General features: G+C 34.3%; 16 protein-coding genes, 1 tRNA gene and 2 pseudogenes. 14 read left to right on the top strand and 5 right to left on the bottom strand.

What is annotated here, in order from left to right; all coding sequences use genetic code 11:
* Positions 1-305: 305 nt before the first annotated feature.
* The gene (locus EJB00_RS04010; RefSeq protein ID WP_015588441.1) at positions 306-1,748 is read right to left on the bottom strand and encodes a replicative DNA helicase; all 1,443 of its coding nucleotides are present in this window, start codon (positions 1,746-1,748) and stop codon (positions 306-308) included.
* Between the two features lie 104 nt (positions 1,749-1,852).
* Between EJB00_RS04010 and EJB00_RS04005 the strand changes: the two genes are divergently transcribed.
* The 8 genes from EJB00_RS04005 to EJB00_RS03965 all read left to right on the top strand — a co-directional run bounded on the left by EJB00_RS04005 (position 1,853) and on the right by EJB00_RS03965 (position 9,297).
* Positions 1,853-1,935: transfer RNA gene (locus tag EJB00_RS04005), tRNA-Leu, on the top strand.
* Between the two features lie 22 nt (positions 1,936-1,957).
* Positions 1,958-2,560, top strand: coding sequence for an RDD family protein (locus EJB00_RS04000; protein ID WP_015588442.1), 603 nt, complete (start codon positions 1,958-1,960; stop codon positions 2,558-2,560).
* A gap of 139 nt (positions 2,561-2,699) precedes the next feature.
* On the top strand, positions 2,700-2,897 hold the full coding sequence (locus tag EJB00_RS03995; protein ID WP_041581382.1) for a hypothetical protein: 198 nt from the start codon (positions 2,700-2,702) through the stop codon (positions 2,895-2,897).
* Between the two features lie 249 nt (positions 2,898-3,146).
* Complete coding sequence (locus EJB00_RS03985) at positions 3,147-4,112, top strand: IS110 family RNA-guided transposase (protein ID WP_135352759.1); 966 nt, start codon at positions 3,147-3,149, stop codon at positions 4,110-4,112.
* Positions 4,113-4,453: 341 nt separating this feature from the next.
* Positions 4,454-4,840, top strand: a complete 387-nt coding sequence (locus EJB00_RS06445) for an alpha/beta hydrolase family protein (protein WP_225416242.1) — start codon at positions 4,454-4,456, stop codon at positions 4,838-4,840.
* 6 nt (positions 4,841-4,846) lie between these two features.
* Complete coding sequence (locus EJB00_RS03975) at positions 4,847-6,610, top strand: lipase family protein (protein ID WP_225416241.1); 1,764 nt, start codon at positions 4,847-4,849, stop codon at positions 6,608-6,610.
* A gap of 98 nt (positions 6,611-6,708) precedes the next feature.
* Positions 6,709-8,028 (top strand): dihydroorotase, encoded by a 1,320-nt coding sequence (locus EJB00_RS03970; RefSeq protein ID WP_015588591.1) that lies wholly within the window; start codon positions 6,709-6,711, stop codon positions 8,026-8,028.
* A gap of 84 nt (positions 8,029-8,112) precedes the next feature.
* Entirely contained in the window at positions 8,113-9,297 is a 1,185-nt protein-coding gene (locus tag EJB00_RS03965) for a ribonuclease D (protein WP_015588592.1), read from the top strand.
* Here EJB00_RS03965 and coaE read toward each other — a convergent pair.
* Positions 9,287-9,865, bottom strand: coding sequence for a dephospho-CoA kinase (gene coaE / locus EJB00_RS03960; RefSeq protein ID WP_135353052.1), 579 nt, complete (start codon positions 9,863-9,865; stop codon positions 9,287-9,289). The two genes, EJB00_RS03965 and coaE, sit on opposite strands and share 11 nt — an antisense overlap.
* Before the next feature lie 424 nt (positions 9,866-10,289).
* Between coaE and EJB00_RS03955 the strand changes: the two genes are divergently transcribed.
* From EJB00_RS03955 to metG, 3 genes are all read left to right on the top strand, one after another.
* Entirely contained in the window at positions 10,290-11,693 is a 1,404-nt protein-coding gene (locus EJB00_RS03955) for an NAD(P)H-dependent flavin oxidoreductase (protein WP_135353053.1), read from the top strand.
* A gap of 83 nt (positions 11,694-11,776) precedes the next feature.
* Entirely contained in the window at positions 11,777-12,766 is a 990-nt protein-coding gene (locus EJB00_RS03950) for a hypothetical protein (protein ID WP_015588595.1), read from the top strand.
* 390 nt (positions 12,767-13,156) lie between these two features.
* Positions 13,157-14,686 carry a methionine--tRNA ligase gene (gene metG / locus EJB00_RS03935; RefSeq protein WP_135353055.1) on the top strand — a complete coding sequence of 510 codons (1,530 nt, stop codon included), beginning with the start codon at positions 13,157-13,159 and terminating at the stop codon, positions 14,684-14,686.
* A 117-nt stretch (positions 14,687-14,803) separates the two neighbouring features.
* Here metG and EJB00_RS03930 read toward each other — a convergent pair whose 3' ends face one another.
* Positions 14,804-15,160 (bottom strand): hypothetical protein, encoded by a 357-nt coding sequence (locus EJB00_RS03930; RefSeq protein WP_015588597.1) that lies wholly within the window; start codon positions 15,158-15,160, stop codon positions 14,804-14,806.
* Positions 15,161-15,278: 118 nt separating this feature from the next.
* Here EJB00_RS03930 and EJB00_RS06675 point away from each other — a divergent pair.
* Positions 15,279-16,426, top strand: a pseudogene (locus tag EJB00_RS06675) (IS3 family transposase).
* A 668-nt stretch (positions 16,427-17,094) separates the two neighbouring features.
* Here EJB00_RS06675 and EJB00_RS06670 read toward each other — a convergent pair.
* Positions 17,095-17,169 (bottom strand): annotated as a pseudogene (locus EJB00_RS06670) (N-acetyltransferase); the annotation flags it as partial.
* A 44-nt stretch (positions 17,170-17,213) separates the two neighbouring features.
* Entirely contained in the window at positions 17,214-19,313 is a 2,100-nt protein-coding gene (locus EJB00_RS03900; protein WP_135353057.1) for an ankyrin repeat domain-containing protein, read from the bottom strand.
* Between the two features lie 669 nt (positions 19,314-19,982).
* Here EJB00_RS03900 and EJB00_RS03895 point away from each other — a divergent pair.
* The gene (locus EJB00_RS03895; RefSeq protein WP_135353058.1) at positions 19,983-21,860 is read left to right on the top strand and encodes an ankyrin repeat domain-containing protein; all 1,878 of its coding nucleotides are present in this window, start codon (positions 19,983-19,985) and stop codon (positions 21,858-21,860) included.
* Positions 21,841-25,410: a P-loop NTPase family protein gene (locus tag EJB00_RS03890; RefSeq protein WP_135353059.1), complete on the top strand. Its 3,570-nt coding sequence runs from the start codon at positions 21,841-21,843 to the stop codon at positions 25,408-25,410. Before EJB00_RS03895 ends, EJB00_RS03890 begins: the two co-directional genes overlap by 20 nt.
* Positions 25,411-25,534: the final 124 nt, after the last annotated feature.

Raw genomic sequence — 25,534 nt, 5'->3', positions numbered from 1 at the left:
TCAAGTTATAGAGAATTTGCTATTTTTTAGTTGTATATCGGAAGTGTTAAATAAACCATACGCATCAAGTTAAGAAAAAGTGGCGTAAGGAAGAAAGGAAATAAGAAAAAACTATTTTATATATTAAGTAATAAGGTTAGTAATTTATAGATCTTTCTAAAAGATTATCTTATCCTAGATAAGAATTTCCTAAAAAAATAAATGTAACAAATAAAATGCCAATCTTAAATATTGCTATGTTTCACGATAGCTTCTTAATTTGGCACGTATGGTTTGTTAAACACTTCCAGAATTACTCAAAACCGCTACAGACTATATCTTTCTGTATAATCTTTAAATGCACCTCTATTGGAGTCAAAATGTAGCTTCACACTGCCAATTGGCCCGTTTCTTTGTTTTGCAATGATCAGCTCTGCAATATTTCTAATTTTCTCCATTTTCTCTTGCCACTCTCGATGTTTATTACTTCCTTCATTTGGTTGCTTTCTTAATTCATAATATTCTTCTCTATAGAGGAACATTACTATATCCGCATCCTGCTCTATGCTTCCTGAATCACGTAAATCAGAAAGTTGTGGTTTTTTATCATCCCTTTGCTCAACAGAACGAGAGAGCTGTGATAGTGCAACAATGGGAATATTTAGTTCCTTTGCAATTGCTTTTAAACCCTGCGTCACTTCTGAGATTTCTTGCACTCTATTTTCACTACTCCTTTTTGTTGTTCCTCGAATTAATTGCAGATAATCGATAAATACCACCTCTACATTGTATAGTTGATATAGCAGTCGTATTCTGGTACGAAGGGCACTAATTGATAGAGCAGGAGTATCGTCTATTATGAAAGGTAATTCTGATAGATCTGTACTAGCATTAATGAATTCATGTAATTCAAAATCACTAATTCTCCCAGTCAGTGCCTTATAATAACCAATGCCTGAATCTATAGTAATCAATCTTGCGGTTAATTGCTCTGCTGACATTTCAAGTGAGAAAAAAGCTACGTAGTGTTGTTTATCTGTTCTTTTTTGCAAAATCTTACAAGCGTTAAGTGCGATGTTCAGTGCCAATGCTGTCTTTCCCATTGAGGGCCTTGCAGCTATAATTAACAGATCAGATTTCTGCAAACCACCAAGAAGCTGGTTTAGATCTTGAAGTCCGGTTGTAATACCTAGAGCCTCTGGGTTATTCTTCAGCTTGCTGATCTTCTCAACCACATCTTTAATTGAACTTGCAAGCTTTATATATGTCTTATCACCTTGCTTTTTTACTGCTAAGTTGAACAATTTTGTCATTGCCTGCTCAATTTGTAACTGTGCAGGATTTTCAATGTCGTAGTTGTAACTATCGTCAACTATCTCCTGCCCGAGCTTGATTAAGCATCTCCTTAAATAAGTATCACGGATTATTCTGGTCAAGCTATAGATATCAAGCGCAATGCTTGCCTTTGCTGCAAGTTTTGCTAGGTACTCAACTCCACCACATTCGGCAAATGCTTTATCATTTTCAAAAAACATCTTAAGGCTTAGTTCATTGGCAACTATGCCGTGTTTTCTGGTTTTAGATATCTGGGTAAAAATGCTTTGATGTAGTGGATCATAGAAATTATCTGCTGTGATTATGTCTTCAACTGCATCACAAATTCTATTATCTCGAATCATTGCACCAATGAGCATTTGCTCTGCTTCTAAATTATGTGGCAATTTACATATTTCTTCTCTTGAATCAATAAGATTAGCTAATTCATTCATTTTAAGTTTTCAGAGTAATGATTGATTATTGTAGAATATTCAGTCTTCACTTAAAAGAGAAAAAAAATTTGACTAATCATGTGTTGCTTATAGCATTAAAGCAGGCCCCTGTGGTGGAATGGTAGACACGGCAGACTCAAAATCTGTTGCTTGCAAAAGCATGCTGGTTCAAGTCCGGCCAGGGGCACTCAAACATTGGAAAGTGCTTTATGTTACACAAGTTTTTTAATCGTCTATTTTCCATTCTTTCTTCTATAAATGCTATTCAAAGGGTAAAGAAAGATGAAAATGGAATATGTTACGTAACGGGACTTAGACGCTATTTGTCAGTGCTATTTGATTTAATTATCATCGTTTTATTTTTGCAATTCTGCGGTCAGGCCTTAAATCAACTATTTATGAGCTCAGAGAGCAGTAAAATATTAGGCCAAATTGCCTCAAAATATCAAATGCAGGTGCCATTATCTGCAGAGGAAACAGCAATGCAGAGTAAACTAATCAAGTTACTAATTCTAAATCAAATAGTTCAATTCATTATGCTTGTTAGTTATGTGGCATATATGTGGATAAGGTTTGGTGCTACACCTGGAAAGTTATTACTTGGGCTTAGAGTTGTGAGTGCACAAACTTTTGAAAAATTGACTCTAAAACAAGCAATAAAGAGGTTTTTTTCCTTTATATTGTCAACTGCACCATTATTCTTGGGTTTCATATGGTCAAATTTCGACAAACGTTGCCAAACTTGGCACGATAAGATTGCAGGTACAGTGGTTGTCACGAATAAAAGCCCTAAGCTCAGTAGAGTGGATTAAGTGTCTGGCAATGCATTCTTAAGTGCTATTAAAAAATAGTAAATAATTAAATTACTGTTGACACCGATTACTGTTTTTTTGACTAAATGGTTAATTAGTGTCATACTAATATAAGTTAAGCTTATAGTAGGTAAAAAATATGGCTCCTCCTGATAATACTTCTTTCAATGGATCGATTGCCGCTGAAAATTCAATGAATTCCATTAGCATTGGCTTTGAGAAGATTGATTATAAAGAGGTGAACAAACCACTTCGAGCTTTAGAATTACTTTTAAGTAAAACACAAACTTATATGTTAAAAACAAGTCTTTATAAATGTCACGAAATGGCGGTATAAAGACACGCAGAGAGGAGGAACCGTACATACTCTTATATGTTAAAAACAAGTCTTTATAAATGTCACGAAATGGCGGTATAAAGACACGCAGAGAGGAGGAACCGTACATACTCTTGGTCATAAGGACCGTTTTGCAGCAAGGTTCTCCTCTCTGGTTTATTATACTGAAAGTTCCGAACAACTGGTTGAGCTTTTAGGCTCGTATATAAGGGTGGAAAATGCAGTATACACATTATTTATGGAGGGATTATGAATTTATCAAATATTATTACTGGCATTGATATTAGCAAAAATAAACTAGATATCCATATTCATCCACTTGGACATCATAAAGTATTTGAAAATAACGTTCAAGCTATTGATCAAATAATCGACTTTTTGCGTTTACATAACGTAACCAAAGTTGGACTTGAAGCAACTGGTGGGTACGAAAAATTATGTGCTTATACTTTATTAAGCCATGGTTTTGAAGTATATGTCATTCAACCAAGATGGGTGAGAGATTATGCAAAAAGCCTTGGTATTGCTACTAAAACTGATAAAATAGACTGTAGCATCATCTCACGTTATGTTAGTAATACAGACATGCGTGTCACTCCTTTAAAAGTTAGTAGTATTGACTGTTTGAAGCAAAAATTATCTCGCAGGAATCAACTAGTAGAAATAGCAAAAATACAAAAAACCCAAGCTCATCAAGTAACCGATTTATCTATAATCAAACAAATGGAAGAGCTACTTGCAGTTTTACAAAATCAAATTCAAGTCTTAGAAGATGAGGTAATGGAATTAGTCGATAAAAATCAAGAGCTTAAAAAAAAGTATATGTCAATAACTAGTATACCTGGTATAGGTGCAATAACAGCTATTACTTTTATTTGTTATCTACCCGAGCTTGGAACTCTCCAACATAAAGAAATATCCAGCCTTTCCGGAGTTGCACCTTTTAATCGAGATAGTGGTTTTAGTAAGGGAAAAAGGTGTATTCAGGGTGGTAGATCACAAATTAGAAAGGTTTTACATATGTGCATTCTTAGTGCGCAAAGGTACAATTCTTATATAAAAATCTTCTTTGATAGGCTATACAATCAATATAAAAAACCATATAAAGTTGCTTCTACTGCTGCAATGAGAAAATTACTTATCCTTGCTAACTCTTTAGTAAGAGACGGTAGACTGTTTACTGAGGAGTATAGCCCTAAAACTGTTTCTATATAGTAATAGCATAGCTGTGAATAAGTACGCCCACACAAATTTTAAGTACTTATTCACAGCTACATCAATTTTTCTATTGACTTTTAACACAACTGCTGCAATGCAGAAATGCTCTTGAACAGTTAAGACCATTTTTTAGTAACACAGATAATTCTTGCTCTGATATAAGTAAAATATACAAGAATTTAATAGAATCTTTAAGTAAAGAACCTGATTTAGATCATGCTGCTTTATGCGAAGTTTTCGGTTTAAACGAAGAACAAGCTGAGTTAAACGATGCTTCTGATCTTGCTGATCTGATAAAAGGACAAATTGCAGGATTTAATAAAGAACAATTACGAGAAATGTGTACTTTTAGTAAAATTTCCTATGGTAATGAGGACAGAAAGTTAAAGAAAGATGAATACAAAACTAAAAGACAGTTTGAAGAAGAAGGTTATCAAATTATAAAATTCTACGATAATGAACTCATTGAAGACAAGTATTGCTTAGATACTGATTATAAATTAGAGCAGCGCGGTGTTGGCTATGCTTTAACAGGTAGCAATTCATGCAATCGAGATGCTGGTTATGTTTTTATTAAAAATAATGAAGTAACTATAACTTATCACGGCACTCGTGATTTAAATGATGTAAAGGAAGATCTTCGTGCATCTTTAGCTAAATTGTCATTTTTACCTGAAGATCATCGTGTCCATTCTGGTTTTTACTCTTTATTCAAACGCTCTTGACCCAGTGTGCATAAGATATTAAAAGGGCATGCTAATGATAAAGGATTAGCAATCAAAGATTTGAAAATTAATGTTACAGGTCATAGCATGGGGGGTGCTCTTGCTAGTATAGCTGCTTTATGTCTTAATAAAACAGAAGATGCCGAAGATGTTCATGTTGCAACTTTTGGCTCTCCAAGAGTGTTCTACAATGGTGCTGCTGAAGTTTATAATCAGTGTCTTGGAAATAAGACTATTAGAGTAGCTTGTCAATCAGACCCAGTACCATGTCTACCACATGGTAATGCTGGTATGCATTATAAACACGTCGGTAAACCATTGAAGCTGGAAACGGGTAAAACTCTGGAGTATTTAGAACCACATTACCATAAAATTGATACCTATTATAACCTTGTTCAGAAAGTAGAGCGGGAGAATTTTAAATCAGTTAACAACGCATCTAAGTATCGTCATATTGCTTACATTGTTGGCCTATTTTACCATGCAATTTTGTCATATGTAGATGTGGATGATAAGGAATTTTTTGAAGAAGTTAAGGAAGAAAATAAAGGCATTAGGCTTTCTGAAATACCAATTGAATATGCTCCAAATTTAGAAAAGAAATTTAGACAAGGAAAACAAGAAGTAACTCAACTTACTAATGACAAAACTCAACTAGAGGAAAGATTAAACAATATACAACAAAGTTTGGCTGAAAAAACTGAGGAATTTAAGAGCGCACAAATTCAGTTAGAACAGGAGCGTAAAGGTGCAAGTGAAAAGTTAACACAAGAACAACAGAAGGCTAGTAAATTTAGTGATCAAGTAGATAAACTTACTGAAGCACTACGAAGGATAGAAGATCAGCTTGCAAAAAAGAAAGCAGAGTTGAATGGACAGACTAAAAAAGTAACTAAGCTTAATGATACTATAAAGGAACTTAAGGAAACAAATGCTGAATTAGAAAGAAAGAATAGTAATCTGGCTAATCGACTGGAGAAACTTGAGGAAGCAAAAATTAAGCTAGAAGAAAAGGTAGAATTTGCAGAAAAAGAGCTGAGGGATGCTAAAGCTCAATTCAGAGAGAGTGAGGGAGGGCTAAGGGAAGTAAAAGCTCAACTTGAACAGGAAAATAGTAATTTGTCTAGTCAAGCAAGGGAGCTTGAAGGGAAATGTGAGCAAACAGAAGTTCAACTTGTAGAATCAGAGCAAAAACTAGCTGAAGAAACTAGTAAAGTCATGCAACTTAGCAAAGAATCTAATGAAGCAAGAGTTCAGCTTGAAAAGAAGAAAAAAGAGATTGCAAAGCTAAAAGATCAAGTAGATCAAATGACTATACAAAACAATCAATTGGAAGGGCAGCTGAATGATGCAAGACAATCGTTCACTGATCAAATAATGCAACGCGAAAATGAAAATAACGACTTAAAGACAAAGCTGCAAGAAATTGAAAACAAAAGTGAAGTACTAGAGAAGAGTCTACAGAAGCAATTTGAAAGCAAGAATGAAGAGCTAAGTGAAAAATTCTTGAAAGCAAGAACTTACAGTAAAAGGCAAGGTAATTATTCTTCTGTTTCTTTTGTATTATTTGGAGCATTTGCTGTTGGTACAAGTTTGTTTAACACTCCCACAAGTTTAACAATGGTTCATTTAGCAATGTGTGTTTCGCTTGCTGCTGCATTAACTTTTCATGCAGTAGGATGTTACTGTGCGTATAAGGCAAACACAGCACTTGATAATGTCAAAATCGAAAATGATATTTATAGAATAGAACGGCTGCTTGAGTATTAATTTAAATATCCTTCATTGCTAGTTATTATACCATCACTTTAATTTGGTTGTGTTTTACTAAAAAAACTTTAGATTTATTTTATAATTGATACTCAAATATGATTTGGAATTTATTGCAGAAAGGCCAAAAGGAAGGCTATAAAATTGCGTATACTAATGCTCGTATTATTGACCCGGAAACTAAACTTGATATAAAAGGTTCCTTATTGACTGAAGGGGATAAAATTATTGATTTTGGTAAATCATTATTTTCAACAAGTGGGGTTGATGAAACAATAGACTGTGAAGGGCTTGTTCTAATGCCAGGCCTTATTGACATTCACGTACATTTTCGTGAACCAGGTCAAGAGCATAAAGAAACTATACATACAGGCAGCAAATCTGCGGCTGCAGGAGGCGTTACAACCGTAGTTTGTCAGCCAAACACTGTTCCAGCGATTGATAGTGTTGTCTTGGCTAAATATTTGAAATATAGAGCACTTGAAACTTCACATGTGAATGTTGAATTTTACGCCAAAATTACCACTTCGGAAGAAAAATTAACTGAAATGGCGCTTTTAAAGGAAGCAGGTGCGGTTGGGTTCACCGATGATGGTATGCCAGTTATGAATCCAATGATTATGAGACAGGCACTGCTTTATTCAAGTATGCTTGGTGTTCCTATTGCTCAACATGCAGAAGATTTAAATCTATCTGCTGGTGGCGCAATTAATGAGGGTAAGATTTCTGAAGAATTGGGAGTAAAGGGAATCTTGAGTGCATCAGAATCGGTTATGGTAACTCGTGATATACTGCTAATGAAGGACATAGAAAATGTACACTATCATATTTTACATGTTTCTTCAAAAGATTCACTTGATGCTATTAAACGAGCGAAAGATTTGGGGTTAAATGTTACATGTGAAGTAACTCCTCATCACTTTACTTTAACTGAAGATATAGTAAAGCAACATGGAGCAATCGCAAAAATGAATCCGCCACTGCGTACAGAGGAAGATCGTTTAGCTATGATTGAAGGTTTAAAGACAGGTGTGATTGATTGTATTGCAACCGATCATGCTCCGCATGATCTTAGTTCTAAAGATCTTCCACTTGAAAATGCTGCATTTGGTATTGTTGGCCTTGAAACAATGCTGCCCATTTCACTTGAACTATATCACAGTGGACAAATGGGTCTACTTGATGTGCTTGCAAAATTGACATATAAGCCTGCAGATATCATACATGTGCCACGTGGCCGCGTACAGAAAAACCTTGCAGCGGACTTAATTTTAGTTGATTTGGATCATGAATGGAAAATTAAAGTTGACAACTTTGCTAGTAAATCAAAAAATTCCCCTTTCGATGGACGCAAAGTAAAAGGGCACGTAGTACGTACTGTTGTGTCTGGCAAAACTGTGTACTTACGGAAGAGTTAGTTATCATATAGTTGTGCTTTAAATTTCAACTAATTGTAAAGATTTAATATAAGTGGTAAAATATAGCCACTGAATAAAAAATATATGCTAATTAATACGACATTGGAACTGAAGAATGCGTGTGAAGAATTGATAGCAAAAGAGCCAAAATTTATAGCAGTGGACACGGAGTTCATTAGAAACAATTTAACCTATTACCCAAGATTGTCGCTAATGCAAATTTCTTACGGAGATAAGAGTTTTATTGTAGATATACTAGTGCCAGAGATTGACTTATCGCTCATTAAGAAGATAATGCTGAATCGAGACATAACCAAAGTGTTTCATAGTTGTCGGCAAGACATAGAATCCTTACTCACCGTACTTAAATGTGTTCCCACTCCCATTTTTGATACCCAAGTTGCTGCTATGTTTTGTCATTATTATCACGACTTTATTGGTTATTCAAAAGTAGTAGAGCAATATCAGGGGGTAGCGCTGGATAAAATTAAAGCTAAAAATTCAGACTGGTTAAAACGGCCATTATCTGAGGATCAATTAGATTATGCAGTAAATGACGTTATACACCTATATGACCTACACCAAATATTGTGCAATAAACTTGAAGAAGATAATAGGATGGGCTGGTTTCAAGAAGAGATGGAATCAATAGTTGATGTCAATAAGTATTTGCATAATCCAAAAGATGCATGGAAGAGGATTAAATTTAATTATGAAGCAAATCCAAGGTTGATGTTAACTGTTAAAGCAGTTAGTGAGTGGCAAGAGACCTTAGCACAGCGTTACAATATAAATCGTAATAAGGTAGTCAATAATGCCGTAGTAACTGGTTTAATTGAAAAAAACGTGGAACATATTGATGATATTTTAGATGACCTTAAGAGAAACACAAAAAATATAAAAGAGGAAGATTTATTAGAATTTATAGATATTTTTAATGAGAATGAGAAGGAATTTGTGCAGCAAAATTATACTCTGTCAGATAATTATGATAAATCTGTATTTGATATACTCTCGATTATTTTGGAGAGCAAATGTAAGGAAAATAACATATCAAGAAAGTTAATTTCATCAAAAGCTGAGTTAGCTGGCTCAATATCTGGGCAGATAGATAAACTATTCAAGGGATGGAGATATGATTTTTTCGGCAGATCAGTAGAATCGTTTTTGAATGCAGGCTCAAGGTTTGAAATTTTAATGGTAAAATCTGCTGATAGTATAGCTAAAATTCAGAGTAATCTTGTGGAGAATAACCGTATCACGTGTTGAGGTCTAACGAGTTTATTATATCTTTCACTTGAGAAAGAACATTTGCGCTGGTATTGATGATAAAGTCGCTCATTTGCTTTTTTTCTTCAATAGGTAGCTGAATACTAGACATTAGATCCAGCTTTTTTTTATCCATATTACGCTCACTGATCCTTTGAGCTTGTACGGCGCTATCTGCATGGATAAAGACAATAAAATCGCAATATGAACGGAATCTAGTTTCCAGCAGGAGTGGAATGTCTAGAACTAGAAATTTTCCGTCGTTTTCTTTCTCCTGAGCAATAAAAATTTCTAATTCATTTCGCACAGCGGAATGCACTAAAGACTGAAATTGCTTCCAATTTTCATCATAAGCTAAAAAATATTTAGATAATACTGTTCTATCTATTTTTCCATTTACTATCACCCCAGGAAATTTTTCTTCTGCGTAACTTATTATGTTTTTGTTTACTTTATAAAGCTGGTGCACGACAGAGTCGGCATCAAACAAAGCGGCACCAAATTCTTTAAAGCAATTGGCTACAAAGCTCTTTCCGACTGCAATTCCACCTGTTAAACCTATGATCATATAGCAAAATGCATTAACTTCTTTTGAAACTATAGCTAAGGTTTCTCTATATATATATTAACTAGATTTTCTAGATCCCAATGTCAAGCACATAACTATACGAACATTTATTTGCGAAGGCAGTGTGTTAAATGTTATAGCCGATTTTGCCTCAAACACAAAGATGTCATCCCAGTGCCCAGACACTGGGATCCAGGAAAATTGATTGTGCACTATAGCAACATTTTTGATCAAAAACTGGATTCCAGCGTCAAGCACTGGAATGACACCCTTCCGGTGGAAATTGCTCTCAAACTACAATATTTGTGCAGCGTGTATAGGATAGGCTTTGTTAGCTATAGAGGCTCTGATGATACAAGAAAAAAGAAAAGCTATTATTTTTTTAGTAATTAAGTAAAATAGAGTGAAAGATTAAGAGGAAATTTTGAAAAATAAGATAAAAAAGATAGTGATTTCAGGAAAAGAAGTGTGGCCGATTATCGAAGGTGGCAAAGGCATTGCAATTAGTGACGGAAGATCAAGTGGAGCATTTGCTGCAGCAGATGCTGTTGGTACGTTTTCTGGTGCAAATGCTAAACTTATCGATGACAATGGCGAGCTGGTACCACTAATTTATAAAGGTAAAACAAGAAATGAAAAGCATGAAGAGTTAATCAAGTATAGTATTGAGGCTGGAGTTAGTCAAGCAAAAATAGCGAATGAAATATCAAAGGGCCGTGGAAGAATACATATGAACGTGCTTTGGGAAATGGGAGCAGCAGAACAAGTCCTTCATGGCATATTAGAAAAAGCAAAAGGCTTAGTTCATGGCATCACTTGCGGTGCTGGTATGCCTTACAGGCTTGGAGAAATTGCAGCTAAATATCAAGTTTATTACTACCCTATTATCTCATCGGCGCGCGCTTTTAAAGCGTTGTGGAAACGTGCTTACCAAAAAATATCTTCTTTTTTACTTGGTGGAGTAGTATATGAGGATCCGTGGCTTGCTGGTGGTCACAATGGACTCAGTAATAGTGAAGATCCAGAATTATCACAGGCTCCATTTGAAAGAGTTGCAGAGCTTAGATCTTTCATGAATGAAGTCGGTCTTTCTGAAACGCCAATTGTTATGGCGGGGGGAGTGTGGAATTTGAAGGATTGGGAACATTGGTTTGACAATTTACAAATCGGACCAATAGCTTTTCAGTTTGGCACTCGTCCACTTTTAACAAAAGAAAGTCCGATTTCTACAGAATGGAAAAAGAAGTTACTTACTTTAGAAGAAGGTGATGTATTTTTAAACAAATTTAGTCCAACAGGATTTTACTCATCTGCAGTAAGAAATAGCTTCATACATGAGCTACAGGAACGAAATTCACGTCAAATGAAATTTTCAGAAAGTGTGAGTGGAGAGTTTAATAATGAATTTGCAATGGGTAGCAGAGGTAGAAAGATTTACCTCATTGCAAAAGACAAAGAGCTAGCAAATGCATGGATTAAAGCAGGGTATACAGAGGTAATGAAAACTCCAGATACAACTGTTATTTTTGTGACACCAGGCAAATTTGCGGAAATAAGACAAGATCAAATTAATTGCATGGGATGTTTGAGTCACTGCTTATTTAGCAATTGGAAAGATCATGGTGACCATTCAACAGGGCGAAAACCAGATCCACGAAGCTTCTGTATACAAAAGACACTGCAAAACATTATACATGACGGTGATATTGAAAATGAACTTATGTTTTCTGGACACAATGTGTACAAATTTAAGCAAGACCCATTTTATGAGAATGGCAACGTACCAACAGTAAAGGAGCTGGTGGAAAGAATATTGACAGGTTTATGACTAACTTGACAAAAAGACATTATTCTATATAATTTATAGTAATAATTGTTTATTAATTTAATCTTAATTTGAGGAGAATATCTATGCGCGGTAGTGTTTTAAAAAGGTATGCACTTGCCTATATCAAAAAGTCTGGCAGTGGTAGTGATGTTCAAGAATTTTTACGATCTCGTGGTATGCAAAATATTGAAAACTGGAGTGATAAAATTTTTGAAAATGCGTATAAGGAATTCATGCGATATAGTTCAATTAATGAGCAGCAGCACAGTACAGGACGTGATGATGGAAGTAGTAGACAACAGGTTCCAACTAATGGACGTAATACAGGAAGTGGTCAACGTGATGGTAGAGGTGGTAGGCGACCTACAGACCATCAAGCGCGAAATGAAAGCTTCAGTTTTTTGGATTGTTTATTGTTACAGTGCTGGATTGATTCTTTACTTGGTAGAAGTGGTGGTCACACTACAGTAAATAACATAACAAATATCAATAACTATAGTAATAGTGGCTACCAAAATAACGGAGATAAGCAAAGCAGAGAAGATAAGAAAAAAGACGCAGAAGACAGTAGAAAGTTATTAGCTTTAGGTATAGCAGCTGTAGTTGTGTGTATTGCTTTTCATACTCTAATGTGTTTTGGGTACAACAGTAGCAGAAAAGCGGCTAGAAAGTCGGAAAAACTAGATTATTTAGATAATAAACTTAAAATGTTCAGAAATATAGAATTTGCAGTTGGTGCAATTTCTTTAGCAGCTTTGATAGGTTGCGCTATTAACCCAGTCTTACCAGTTTGGGGTTTAGTCATTCTTGGCATTAATTCTCTTGTGTGTCTTGCTGGTGGTGTGGCTTTTCATATGAAACATGAGAAAGAGTCAGAAGATATTGAGAAAGCTAAAGAAGTGGTAGCTGATTATCATAAACGAGGACCTGGGCATAGCTTTGGAGATCCTTCTCATCGTGAACCACCACCTCCTTACTCTCCTCAAGGTCCTAATGCTGCTCCAAGTGCTCCTCCTCAAAGTGAGTTTAGCAATTCTTATCAGGAAAAAAATTTTGGAGATCATGGAATATAGCTATACGAACATTCATTTTGAAAGGTAAATTGCACAGCAAATGTTCAGTGCTTGACACTGGAATCCAGCTTTTTTGTGATTTTATTGAAAATGTTGTATAGTCATTTGTTTACAATTAATTTTTCTGGATCCCAGTGTCTGGGCACTGGGATGACATCTGTGTGTTTGAGGCAAAATCTGCTATAGTATTTAACACACTACTTTCACAGACGAATGTTCGTACAGTTGTGAGGTTATGGACAGCAAACTGCTTACCCTCAAGCGTAAATTACTTACAGGATACCGCTGCAAAACGCAGCGGTATAATGGATTTTCAGATTGCTTGTATGATAGGATATATATTGATTTTTATTACTAGTGCAGATACGATAAAGCTTTAAACAGTACAAAATGGAGCAATTTGAGAGCTTTTACGTCACTACGCCAATATATTACGTAAACGACAAGCCACACATCGGCCACGCATATACTTCCCTTATCTGTGATGTTGCAGCTAGATTTATGAAACTAGCTGAAAAGAACGTCAAATTTACTACTGGTACGGATGAACATGGACAGAAAATTGAAAAAGCGGCTAAGGTAAAGGGAATAGAGCCAAAAGAATTTACAGATGAAATAAGTGTTACATTCAGAAAATTGGCTGAGCTAATGAACCTTGATTATGATGATTTTATTCGCACTACAGAAGAACGTCATGAAAAAGCAGTTATAGCTCTATGGAATAGGCTTGAAGAGAGAGGGCAAATATATCTGGATTCTTACTCAGGTTGGTATTCAGTTCGTGATGAAGCGTTTTATCAGGAATCAGAGTTGATAGATGGCAGAGCGCCAACAGGTGCTGAAGTTCAGTGGATAAAAGAAGAGAGCTACTTTTTTCGCTTGTCAAATTGGCAAAACAAATTGCTGGAGTTATATGAAAATCAGCCGAATTTTATCTTTCCTGAGAGCAGAAAAAATGAAGTGGTATCGTTTGTAAAATCAGGACTGACTGACCTTTCGATTTCTCGTACTAGTTTTAATTGGGGAATAAAAGTACCAGGGAATGACAAGCACGTAATTTATGTTTGGATAGATGCGCTCACTAACTATCTCACATCAATAGGCTTTCCTAATATAGAAGATGAGGAATATAAGAAGTTTTGGACAAACTCCTTCAACGTTCATGTGATCGGTAAAGACATATTGCGTTTTCACGCTGTATACTGGCCAGCTATTCTTCTTGCAGCAGATTTACCACTGCCAAAGCAAATTGCAGTTCATGGTTGGTGGCTAAACGAGGGGGAAAAAATATCCAAATCCCTTGGTAACGTTATAGATCCAATTGATCTTGCAGAAGAGTTTGGTGTTGATCAACTACGCTATTTTCTCCTTCGGGAAGCAAGTTTCGGTCAAGATGGTAATTTCAGTAAGAAGAACATGATCAGCCGCATAAACTCAGAGCTGGCAAACAATATAGGCAATTTAGTGCAAAGAACAATTTCATTTCTGCACAAGCAATGTTTTGGAGTTGTACCAGTGGTCGATCGCAATTTGCTTAAAGATGATAAGAGTCTACCAGATTGCAAAGCCATAATTGATCAAGTAATGGATCATCTATCAAAGTATGAATTTAACCAGATTATACTTCTGATTATCAATATTTCTTCCAAAGCCAACGCTTACATAGATAAAAGTGCACCTTGGATGTTAAGCAAAACTGACAGAGAGCACATGAATTTAGTAATTTACAAACTACTCGAATACATTAGAATAATTGGTATTTTATTGCAGCCAATTGTTCCCAGATCAGCAGAAACGATACTAGATCAATTGCAAATTCCAAAAGAACAACGTGATTTAAAATCTCTGTGCAACGCATGTGTAAGTTTAGGCATTACACTGCCTAAACCTACGCCGATTTTTTTGAGGATCGATATTTAAAAAATCCTTAGTAAGCCGTTACAAGACTAGACTGAGTTGGCCGTTCTGTAGTTAGCCTTTTTAATTCAACAGAGTCAAAAAAAGTGCCTTGACGTTTTGATGTATCTATACCGTTATCTACTTTGGAAGAAATGATTGAGATGCACCGAAATTATTTTTAGCACTCTTAAAAGAAGAATTTAACATTTCGTGAGACTCATCAACTTTACTTTTCAACATAGTCTGTGGAGTAGGTACATGGTGAGCAGATGGTAAATTTACAGTAGAATTACCATCAGCTTGGCCTAGATGTGCCTGCTGCTCAGATAATCCAGAAGCAGGATCTAAAGTACATACGGGAGTTGGAAACAACTTTGATGCTAAAGCTGCTACTATAACTGATGCGTACGTTGCAATACTACTAAATTTTACAATCTGAGTTGTTCTATCTTTTAGTTTTGGTTGATCACCTGTTTCTTTTGCTACTGCATGCAATTTTGGTTGATTACCTTCTTCTTTAAATAAATTGCTAAGTGACCTTACCCAGAAAAAGTAGAGAGGAAGTTAAGACGTTTTTGAATTAAAATAGAACGTTTTTTCAAAGAGGTGTAGTATGGGAAACAGAAGGGAATATACAATAGAGTTTAAATTGGAAGCAATAAAACTAGTAAGAGAAACAGGTCAACCGTCAGCAAAAATAGCAAGAGATTTAGGTATGAATGGAGATTTATTAAGCAGATGGGTAAGAAAATATAATGAAAAAATGTCTGGAGTAGATGCATTTCCAGGCAAAGGAAAGTTAGCTCCTTATGACAAAGAAAGGTTTTACTTAAAGAAAGAGTTAGCAAGAATAACTAGGGAAAGAGACATTTAAAAAAAAGCTCTGGGATATTTTGCCAGCCAAAAGGAGTAAAATATTCTTTTATAAAAGAGCATAGAAGCAGCTATAAAATACAGGAGTTATGTAGGGTTTTAAATGTATCTGCTTGTGGTTATTATAAATGGGTTGCTCAGGAGAAAAGCAATAAAGAATTAGCAAGAGAGGAGCTTCTAGCAGATTATTCAAAAAATATATCAAGCATCACAATGCAGGTGCGGAGCTCCTAAAATCCATGCTGAACTAAAAGCTTTAGGCAAAAATTATAACATCAAAACAGCGCAAGATGTAATGCAAAAAAATGGCATTCAAGCTAAGCTTAGAAGAAGATTCAAAACTAAAAAACAGCAAACAGATAGTAGGATTATAGCTCCAAATATCCTGGATCAAAATTTTACTACGGACCAGCCCAATAAGGTATGGGTAACTGATATTACTTATATAAAAACCAAAGAAGGCTGGATATATTTGGCAGTCAATAATTGACTTATATTCACGTATGGTAGTTGGTTGGTCAATGAGTAGTTCAATGGATAAACAATTAATTATAGATCCTTTATTTATGGCTGTTAATAAACGAAAATCCACCGAAGATCTACTGTTTCATAGTGATCAAGGGTCACAATATACTTCTAAAAATTACCAATTCTTATTAAATAGGAAAAATATTATCTCTAGCATGAGTCATAAGGGTTGTTGTTATGATAACTCACCTGCAGAAAAGCTCACTCAAAAGAGAGCTACTTATTGATCCTTCACAACACTCTGCTCAACAAGCTAGAACTGCCATATTTGAATACATTGAAATTTTTTATAATAAACAACGACGTCATTCTACTATTAACTATTGCATCCCTGAACAATTTGATGCATCATTTTCATGACAAAAACGTCTTAACTTCCTCTCTACTTTTTCTGGGTAAGGTGACTTGTCATGCATACTTCCATGTAATTGATCGTGGCAGTGCTTATGAAGCAAGGATAGATTTTTCATATTATTGTGCGTCTATTGCGGTCTTGATGATGTACATGTGTTAAACCTAAGCCAAAGATAACAATAATTACATTTACCTTGCTGTAACTTCAGTAATTTTATTACTCGTGATCTGGTAATTTGCTTAACGGTTTCCTCAGTATGGCCAATCCCCATCATATGGAGATCTATTCCCATTTACTTTGATATGTCGTTTAATAGCATGATCTCTATGTCTAATAAGATATAGCTTGTTACTTACCATATACCTTGTATATTCATATAAAGTTATTACTAACCACTTTAGTTCACTGTAGCCTAATTAATACAGAAACATACCTTCTTTAGCATTAACGAAAATTCATTTATTTACTTTCCAAAAAATCACAAAAGTACCTACCTTTGTGAGAACTTGTTGGGTAAAAACGGGGTTGTAAAAATAAAGGTGTGAAAATTTTGCAACAAAGTTAGGCAAATTAGTTCATATCTAAATGTGGCTAAAGTAGGCTAAAATAGCTGCTTTTACGATATAGCAGAATTATTATAAAGAAAAGTTCGCACGGATCCAGCGGTGTACGTGGGTGTTTCTAACCACTTTAGTAGTAATGAAAAGTGTTTCTCGCTCAACGCTTTGAATGCGATATTTTTATTCATCATTACACCGTGTTTAGCACAAGGTTATGCAAGAAATCTAATACTTAATGCTTGCTTCCCGCAGATAAAAGCTCTATCACCTCTTTATAACCATGATAAATAGCATAATGTAGAGGAGTAAATTCTTCTTTATCTACTGTATTAATATCAGCTCCTTCCTTTAGTAAGAGCTCTACTATTACTTTATCATTAATATGCACAGCAAAATGTAAAGGAGTCTTCCCAAATTGATCCAGTGCATTAATATTTATTTCTTTTGCAAGTAAAAACTTCACCATTTCCTTATGACCTTTCGAAGCAGCTGAATGTAAAATAGTAAATCCTTCTTTATCTACCGTACAAATGTCCGCCCCCTCCTGGAGTAAAAATTCTGCCATTTCTTTATTGCCTTGGTGAACAGCATGACGTAAAGGAGTCCAACCATGCTGATCTGCTGCATCAATGTTTGCTCCTTTTTCAAGTAAAAACTTCATCACTTCTTTATGACCTTGTGCAACAGCAAGATATAAAGGAGTACACCCATGCTGATCTGCTGCATCAATGTTTGCTCCTTTTTCAAGTAAAAACTTCATCACTTCTTTATAACCTTGCGCAACAGCAAGATATAAAGGAGTACACCCATGCTGATCTGCTGCATCAATGTTTGCTCCTTTTTCAAGTAAAAATTTCACTAACCCTTTGTGACCATTTTCAGCAGTATAATGTAATGGAGTACGTTGCTCTCTATCTACTGCATTAATATTTGCCCCTTCTTTAAATAACAATTCCGCTATCTCTTTTTTACCACTGAAAGCAGCAACATGCACAAGAGTGCATCCATTCTCATCTGCTAAGTTAACATGCAACCCCTCTTCTATTAGTCTTTGAAGTTGCTTTATATCTCCTTCCATAATAGTAGCATAAAGCTGTTCAGTTGACTTCATAAGCGGTGTATCCATATGTGCCTCCCAAAACTCAAAGCCCTTAGTATGACTTTGGGCCCCCTCATAAGCATGATTTGAAAAGGTATTTATATCAGATAAGTTTGCTGTTTCTATTACTATAGGTCGGTAAATGGCTAGACCTTCTTTACTTTGTGCTGAACGGTAAGGTATTGCAAAAACAAGAGTTATTCCTTCTGGATCTCTGATATCATATGCCTCAATAAAGAGCGATTCATCACGCTTATTGTTCTGTGTAAAAAAACCGTCATAGGCAAGTAGCACGTAATCACCGCGTGAAGAAGAAAGTATAGACTGCAGTTGTTCTCGAGCTATGGCTACAGCGCATTCGTATGGGAGATCATCACCACCAACTCGCCTAAATACACGTTTATCTGCATTCTGTATGGCAATTAGTGGTACAACATTTTCCCCACCCTCTAATTGCCAAATCATATGAACTGTAAAGAACCCGACGAACTGTGCAAAATCATTCTTAACAAGACTTTTAGGTTTTGTCCAAGGTACTTTACGCCACGCACAACTTTCAGTGTACTTATACGTTCCTGTCCCTTTAAGATATTCTGCTATTTCATAGTGATCATATTGAAAAGCTAAATGAAATGGATTATTATCATATTTATCAAGAACATTTACATCGGCTCCTTTTTTCACAAGATGTTTTACCGTTGGAAAGCAGCCATACTGAGCAGCCATATGTAATGCAGTAGATCCATTTCCATTAGTAGAATTTATCTCGATTCCTTTTTCTATAAGGTGTTTAACCATCTTTAAGTGGCCATTTTTAGTAGCTAAATGTAAGGCAGTCCATTTATCTTTTTCCACTGCATTAACATCAGCCCCGTTTTCTATAAGGTATTTAACTATCTCTAAGTGGCCATTTCCAGCAGCTAAATGTAAAGGAGTCCATCCATCAGGGTCTTTCTCATCAACCTTAGCCCCGTTTTCTATAAGGTATTTAACTATCTTTAATTGACCATTGTAAGCAGCTATATGCAGTAATGTAGATTCTTGATCAAATTGCTCATCATTTATGGTCCACGAAATGTTAAATAGGTGCTTTACATCAAATCTATCCTGCTTCCACTTCTCATATACACCTTTAAATTGGTCTTGTAATTTTACCTTTATCTGTTCAAGTATATCATCATTTGAGTTTACTGCATCCAATATCTCCTTCCACTGGCCCAATGTTAAAATCATAAGTATCTCCTTGTTGCTAAAAATAGTAATACAATTTACTTATCGAGTATTCTAATAGAAAAGTCCATATTTATATACTTTTTATACTTTAATGTAAAGTTATTAATAATCACCTTAGCTTCAGAAACATACTACAAATTAGCTTCATAAAAATCTTGAATGTTTACTTTTTCAAAAAACATAAAAATAGTACATATATTTTTGAGAACAAGCCGCGTAAAGATAGGGTTGTAAAAATAGAAGCTTGAAATCTTTGCAACAAAATCAGGCAAACTAATTCGTATATAGATTTAGCGAAAGTGAGCCAATATAGCTAGTTTTAGCGTTATAGTAAAGTTACTATATTAAAAAGTTCGTATGGGTCAAGTGGTAGACCAATTGATTCCAAGAGGAACACTTCTCACGGGCAGAAGTTTTGGTTGCTGAAAGTGGATGTATTACTCAGTTTTTAGTGATGTATGAAATTAAAATAATATTAATTTATTTAGAAATAGAAAGGAGCAGTGAGTACGCTGCAGTAAAAAAACAGAAGTTTATTTGTAAGTACTGACTCAAGTTTTAAAAGCATAAACTATGTATTTCAAATAAAATGCTAAAAAACTCTTGTTTAGCTAATTCTATTAACCATAATGTGTTATATTTGATATAATCAGTATTGAAGGTTGCATTATGTTCAATGGCGCATCGTGTTCTGTAAATCATTCAGAAAAAAATTCAAGTTTTTCTAAGCAAATATCTGGTCAATCTAAGTCAATAAAAAGTCAAAGGGAAGGTACTAGCATTCAAAGTGACTTGAAGCTGCCAAAAGATTTTACAATAGGAAAATCAATTGATGGGAAAGATTGTTTTTTTGATTCAGTTGTACAAGGTCTTAGACAGATTAAACCTGATGTGAACTGTACTGTAAAATCTTTGAGAGAGGTTTGTGGTAAGCACGCTTTCAACAATAAAGAAAAAATGAAAGATAAAATTATAGAAGATACTAAAAATTCTAGCAATACTACAATAGCACTTCCATTGCCTGAGATTAATAATGATGTCTTATGGGAGACTTATTTGGTTGGCATGCAATACACTGTTAAAGATATAGAGAAAATGAAAGATGAAAGACCACACTTATATAAAGAATTAACTGACCTAAAGTATGGAAGTAGATTACGAGCCCCTATATGTGGCAGGCCTGAAATTGAGGGGAAAATGATTTGTAATGAGTATAAGATAAGATTGCATTTAATTGAAGTAACAACCACTATTGATGGAAAAAATGTACCTATACATAACATTCTTGATAGTGAAGATTATCAAAAGAATGTGTTAAGCTCTGAAATTCTTAGTAAAAAAATTTACAATGAAAAAGATACTATACATATACTAAGTATTGGAAGTTTTCATTTTGAGCCAATTTTAAAAAATACAGTGGAGGAATTACACAAAAGATTTACCAGTGTTATAGAAGACTGTAGTCTTTCAGAAAATGAGAAGGTTGTAAAGCTACAAGATTTTTTCAAAGTATGTCCAAGGCTAGATATTAATTTTCAGGTTAATGAACATAATGATACACCCTTACATATTGCTGCTTATAAGGGGGAGTCAAAAACTGTTAAGTTTTTACTGAGAGTGGGAGCACATGTTGATATTTCAAATAATGAAGGAAAGACTCCTATAGATATTGCTGAAGAGAATAACAGGAAAGATATTGCTAAGATAATGCATCCTCTTGTTTCGTATAAAGAAGTTGATGTACCAGGAGATGGTAATTGCTTATTTTGGTCTGTTGCTTTAGCTTACTTAACTCCCGTAAAATTTGATGATTATGCTTTCTATAAGAGGTTTAAAAAACTATTTGAAGAAGGTTATGATGTACAGGCAATGCAAAAGCTAATACAAGACAATATAAATGTTTATGGGAATAACACACTAAGGAAGTTAGTAACGAAAGTATTCCGTATTGAAGTCATTCATGCAATGTATTCTAACCGAGAAGTACTTGAAACAAAAATTAATATGACAGATTTTTTTGAAAGTTGGAATGAAAGTTATTTTATAACAGGTATCTTTAAAGAAAAGTTTAAAAGTAAATTCAATGATAAAAAAATTAAGCAGTATAATATTGATGTTAATAAGCTCCAGCCTGATTTCTTTAATGAAGATGAAGTAAAGAGAATTCGCACTGAGCTTGATAAGATGCAAGAATGTAGTCAACTTCAGCAGTTTATGTTCGAAGCTTATTTAGAATGTATGGAAGTACCTGGAGCTTGGGGCGGAGAATATGAAATATATACAATATCTAAATTACTAGAGACTATGATAATAGTATCTCAAAAAGGCTCAGAAGATCGTATATATAATGAACAGAGAAAATATTATAATAAAATACACTTATCTTATAAGGAAGAGCAGCATTATCAATTTTACCAAATAGAGCATTCAAATTTGATAAGTTTTGTTATAAGTTTTGTACAGTTATTCGAAATTAAACTTGCTGCATACGATGCATTTGGGAATATGCTGAGGCAAGAAAAAAAGAATGTTTCCACAAGAAATTAACATTGATGGGTTTGTTCGGTGCATTTTTGGAATTTCAGCGTATACAGGTGAAAGGATGGTGTCTAATATGAGATTATCTTTGAAAGTAGGTAATGTAACAAAAAAAACAAAAAGTTTTGTTAGTCTATCAGATATGATAGAGACGTTTAAAAGATATAGACTGGATTTTAGAAAAATATTAGTGGATGCTGGATGCAATATTTTTCAAAGTTTTGAAATGCAGTTTGAGAAAATAGGCTTTGATCATGTTTCAAAGATAGCAGATGATACTATAGATAAGATAATTGAATATTACACTCAGAAAGAGCATAAGAAAAAATTGGATTGTATAGGGATAGCTGAGGCTCTTATTTCTGATAAATACTCGCAAGAGGTACCTGACAAGATAGTAAAGTATGGAAAGAAAAATTATAGCCTTAGAGATTTATATGAAAATATTGAAATTATAAGAGAGGAGAAATCTTCTTTTGTCTATTATAGAAGGAATAACGAAGATAAGTCTGGTCAGTATGGTTATCGTCGTTTTCTTATTGGTGAAAGAAAAGACACAACATATATTGGAATAGAAGCTAAAAATAAGGGATCAGAAAACTATCTTTATACTTTAGATTCACAAGACTTTAAGAAAATCGTGAAAGAGGTATTTAATATTATTAATCAGGAAATTCAAGTGCCAAGCACGAAAATAATTCAAAACTGTATAGTAAAAATTAAATCCCATATTGAACTGGAGGTAAGCTTTTTAAGCAATTACATCTTACCTTATCGTCAAGACCGTAAAAAAAGCTTTAATGTACATATGAAATCCTTCAAAGAAACAGCGAAGTTGAGAGAAAGTGAAAAGGCAACAAACAGCAAAAACCGACTAGATAGAGCTAAAAAAAATAGTAAAATTATATCTTTGATGGAAGAGAATTTAAAAAAAACATCAAATTCACTTTATTGTCAAAAAGTGAAAAAAACATTTGTAAGCCATACTGAAGCAATTTGTCAAGACTATGTCAATTCCTCCGACTTACAGTGCACTAGTACAGCAAGACCTAGGAACCTTTGGTCTCGTATAAAGGTACCAAGTGAAAAAGGATTAGTGTCTTTGTTTAGAAAAATAAATTTAAAGGATGTGTGCGCTCCAGTAGGGGAATTCACTGGAAGGGATGAACAAATAGATGAGATATATGAGAAATTACAGGAAGGGGCAGTAGCAATAGTAGGTCCATCTGGCATTGGCAAAACTCAACTAGCTAGAAAATTTGTTGAAGAAAACAAAGGAGTTTATCTTCATGCCTATGAGGTAAATACTCAAGATATATTGTCCATAGAAAGTTCTTTTGCTTCCCTTGTCCGAGATAGGCTAAGCATGTGTATGGAAAGAGAAAGAAATAAAGAAAAGAAAAAATGCCTCTTTCTTTTTCAGGGAGTTAAAAAAGAAGATCTAAAGAGGATTTTAAAGATCAGAGGTCAAAGAGGTGGTTTTGACTGCTTATTTACTTCTTCTGATCAAGGTTATCAAGATATAGCAGAAGTGTCTTTAGATAGTCTTGGAGAAAAAGAAGCTGTACAACTTGTCAAAAGAATTTTAGAGATAGTAGATGGATCACAAGATGAACAAATAAAAGCACTTGTAGGAAAGCTTAAAGGTTTTCCATTAGCTATAAAGCTAGCGGCAACATGTATTAAAAACAAAGGATCAAGTCCTTTGGGGGAAGCATTTGGAATTTGTGAATATTTAATACAGTACGAAAGGTTTGATCAGAAATTTCTACAAAACACTAAGCAAAATGAATACGCTAGGATATTACAAATAACATCACTAATTTCGATAGAAGCAATAGAAGAGATGTATTCCGGAGAAGAAGTTTTCAAAATTTTAAATGCTATGGCTTATTTTGGTTGTAGTGAAATTAACCCCAGTGTATTTCTTGCCTGGATCAGAGATGAGGATGAGCTATATTCCGTTTTCGAATTGCTAGAACAGTATTCTATGATTTATTCAGAAGAGGAAGATAAATACAAAGTTTATATTATGCATGAATTAATAAAAAAAGCAATACGTTCACAGCTTAATATAGATGAGGAAAAACAAATATTAAGCTGTGTCATAGGACTGGTATCTGAAACTGAAGGAGGTTTTTTAGAGGTAAGTCATCTCTTATCTTTGTTTGAGCATAGTCAAAAATATGACTATCTAATAGGGGAAAATAAGAATTTTCCTTGTTTAGTCTTAAGTAGCTTAAATAAGTTGTGTGAGTATCAAAAAGTTATCAATCTTGCGTCAAAATCATATGAATTACTTACTGTAGATGATGGATATTCAAGATTAATTAAATATGAGTTCGCCTGTGCGCAAGCTAGTTTAGGATGGTATAATAGAGCGTTAACAATCTTTCTAGATTTAAAAAAATTAGAGAAGACAAATGGTGCATTCTCTCCTATTTCTTTGGATAAAAAAATACTTTCTACTTATCTCAAACAAAAAAATTATAAAGAAGCATTGTCATACGTTAAACGTAATGACTTTATAGTCACGAGGTTATTTGACGAAGAAGCTCTGGAATCTATAGAAGAATATCTGAATGTAGCAACTATTGTAGCTAAAATATTCGTAATGCAAAAAAAGTATACTGATGCTTTTACGATTTTGTACTATGTAAGACAACTGAGAGATGAAATTTTCCTTGAAAGAAATGATTTTAAATCTCATGGTGATCCTTATATTTATCCTTCTGAAGCGTATGAATTTTATAACTTAGATGAAAAATATGCCTATGCCTTAGCGTGTTTCTTTATAAGTCAAGATAGAAAAAAAGTAACTATAAATGAAAGAATGCTACCATGTGAAGAGGATTTATCACCCAAGTTGAGTATACAAGCTTTACTTGAGCAGCTGCAAGATGTTCTGAAAAATCAAGAAGATAGTCAGTACTTGCAACCTGCTCCTTATTCCATCGAAGAGAATATAGATGAAGGGCTTCGGAAAACATTAAGCAATAGAACGTTACAATATTTTAAAAAAGTGCTGAAGCTGCAAAAAGACTATGAGTTTTCAGAGAGTGCTGCTATAGTACTATCTGTCAAATTTTATATAGCTCTTTTACATTCTGATTTAGGAGAAAGGAAAAGAGCATTACAGGAACTTCAACAGCTGCAAGAAATACAGGAGGAAATTATAGGGATAAGTCATCCTGATACTTTGGAGACTGTAGATGCTATACAAAAGTTGTTTACTAGGGGTGAGGATAGATTAATATATTTAAAAAATGAGATAGAAAAAAGAGAATCACTCTTACAATTTAAAAGATCTGATTTGAATGCTCAAGGTGTTTCAATCTTAAAAGAAATGTATGCAAAAGAAAGTAGCAACTATTATCCTTCAGTCAATACTTCATCAAGTGAAGATTTGCTGTCTCAAGATAAAAGGCCCTTAGACATAGGGAATACACAAGCTAAAAGGAGAAAAATAGACAATAAGCAGGTAAGTAGTTATTTTAATGATGTCAACATTGATCTTAGCTATCAGCAAGATGCTATAGTTAATTTATCATGTATATAGTTATAGTCTCAGTCTATATTAAGTCTATAGTATTATTTGTTTTTCTTTCTATGTATATGTATCACTTGGTAGACTAACCCATCCTAAAACGAACAATTCTCACATTTTTTAGTTTTGAGCGCCG

The sequence above is a fragment of the Wolbachia endosymbiont of Drosophila mauritiana genome (genome assembly GCF_004795975.1).
GTDB lineage: Bacteria > Pseudomonadota > Alphaproteobacteria > Rickettsiales > Anaplasmataceae > Wolbachia.
Note: the sequence above shows the minus strand (reverse complement) of the source record. Positions and strands in the feature narration are given on the sequence as shown.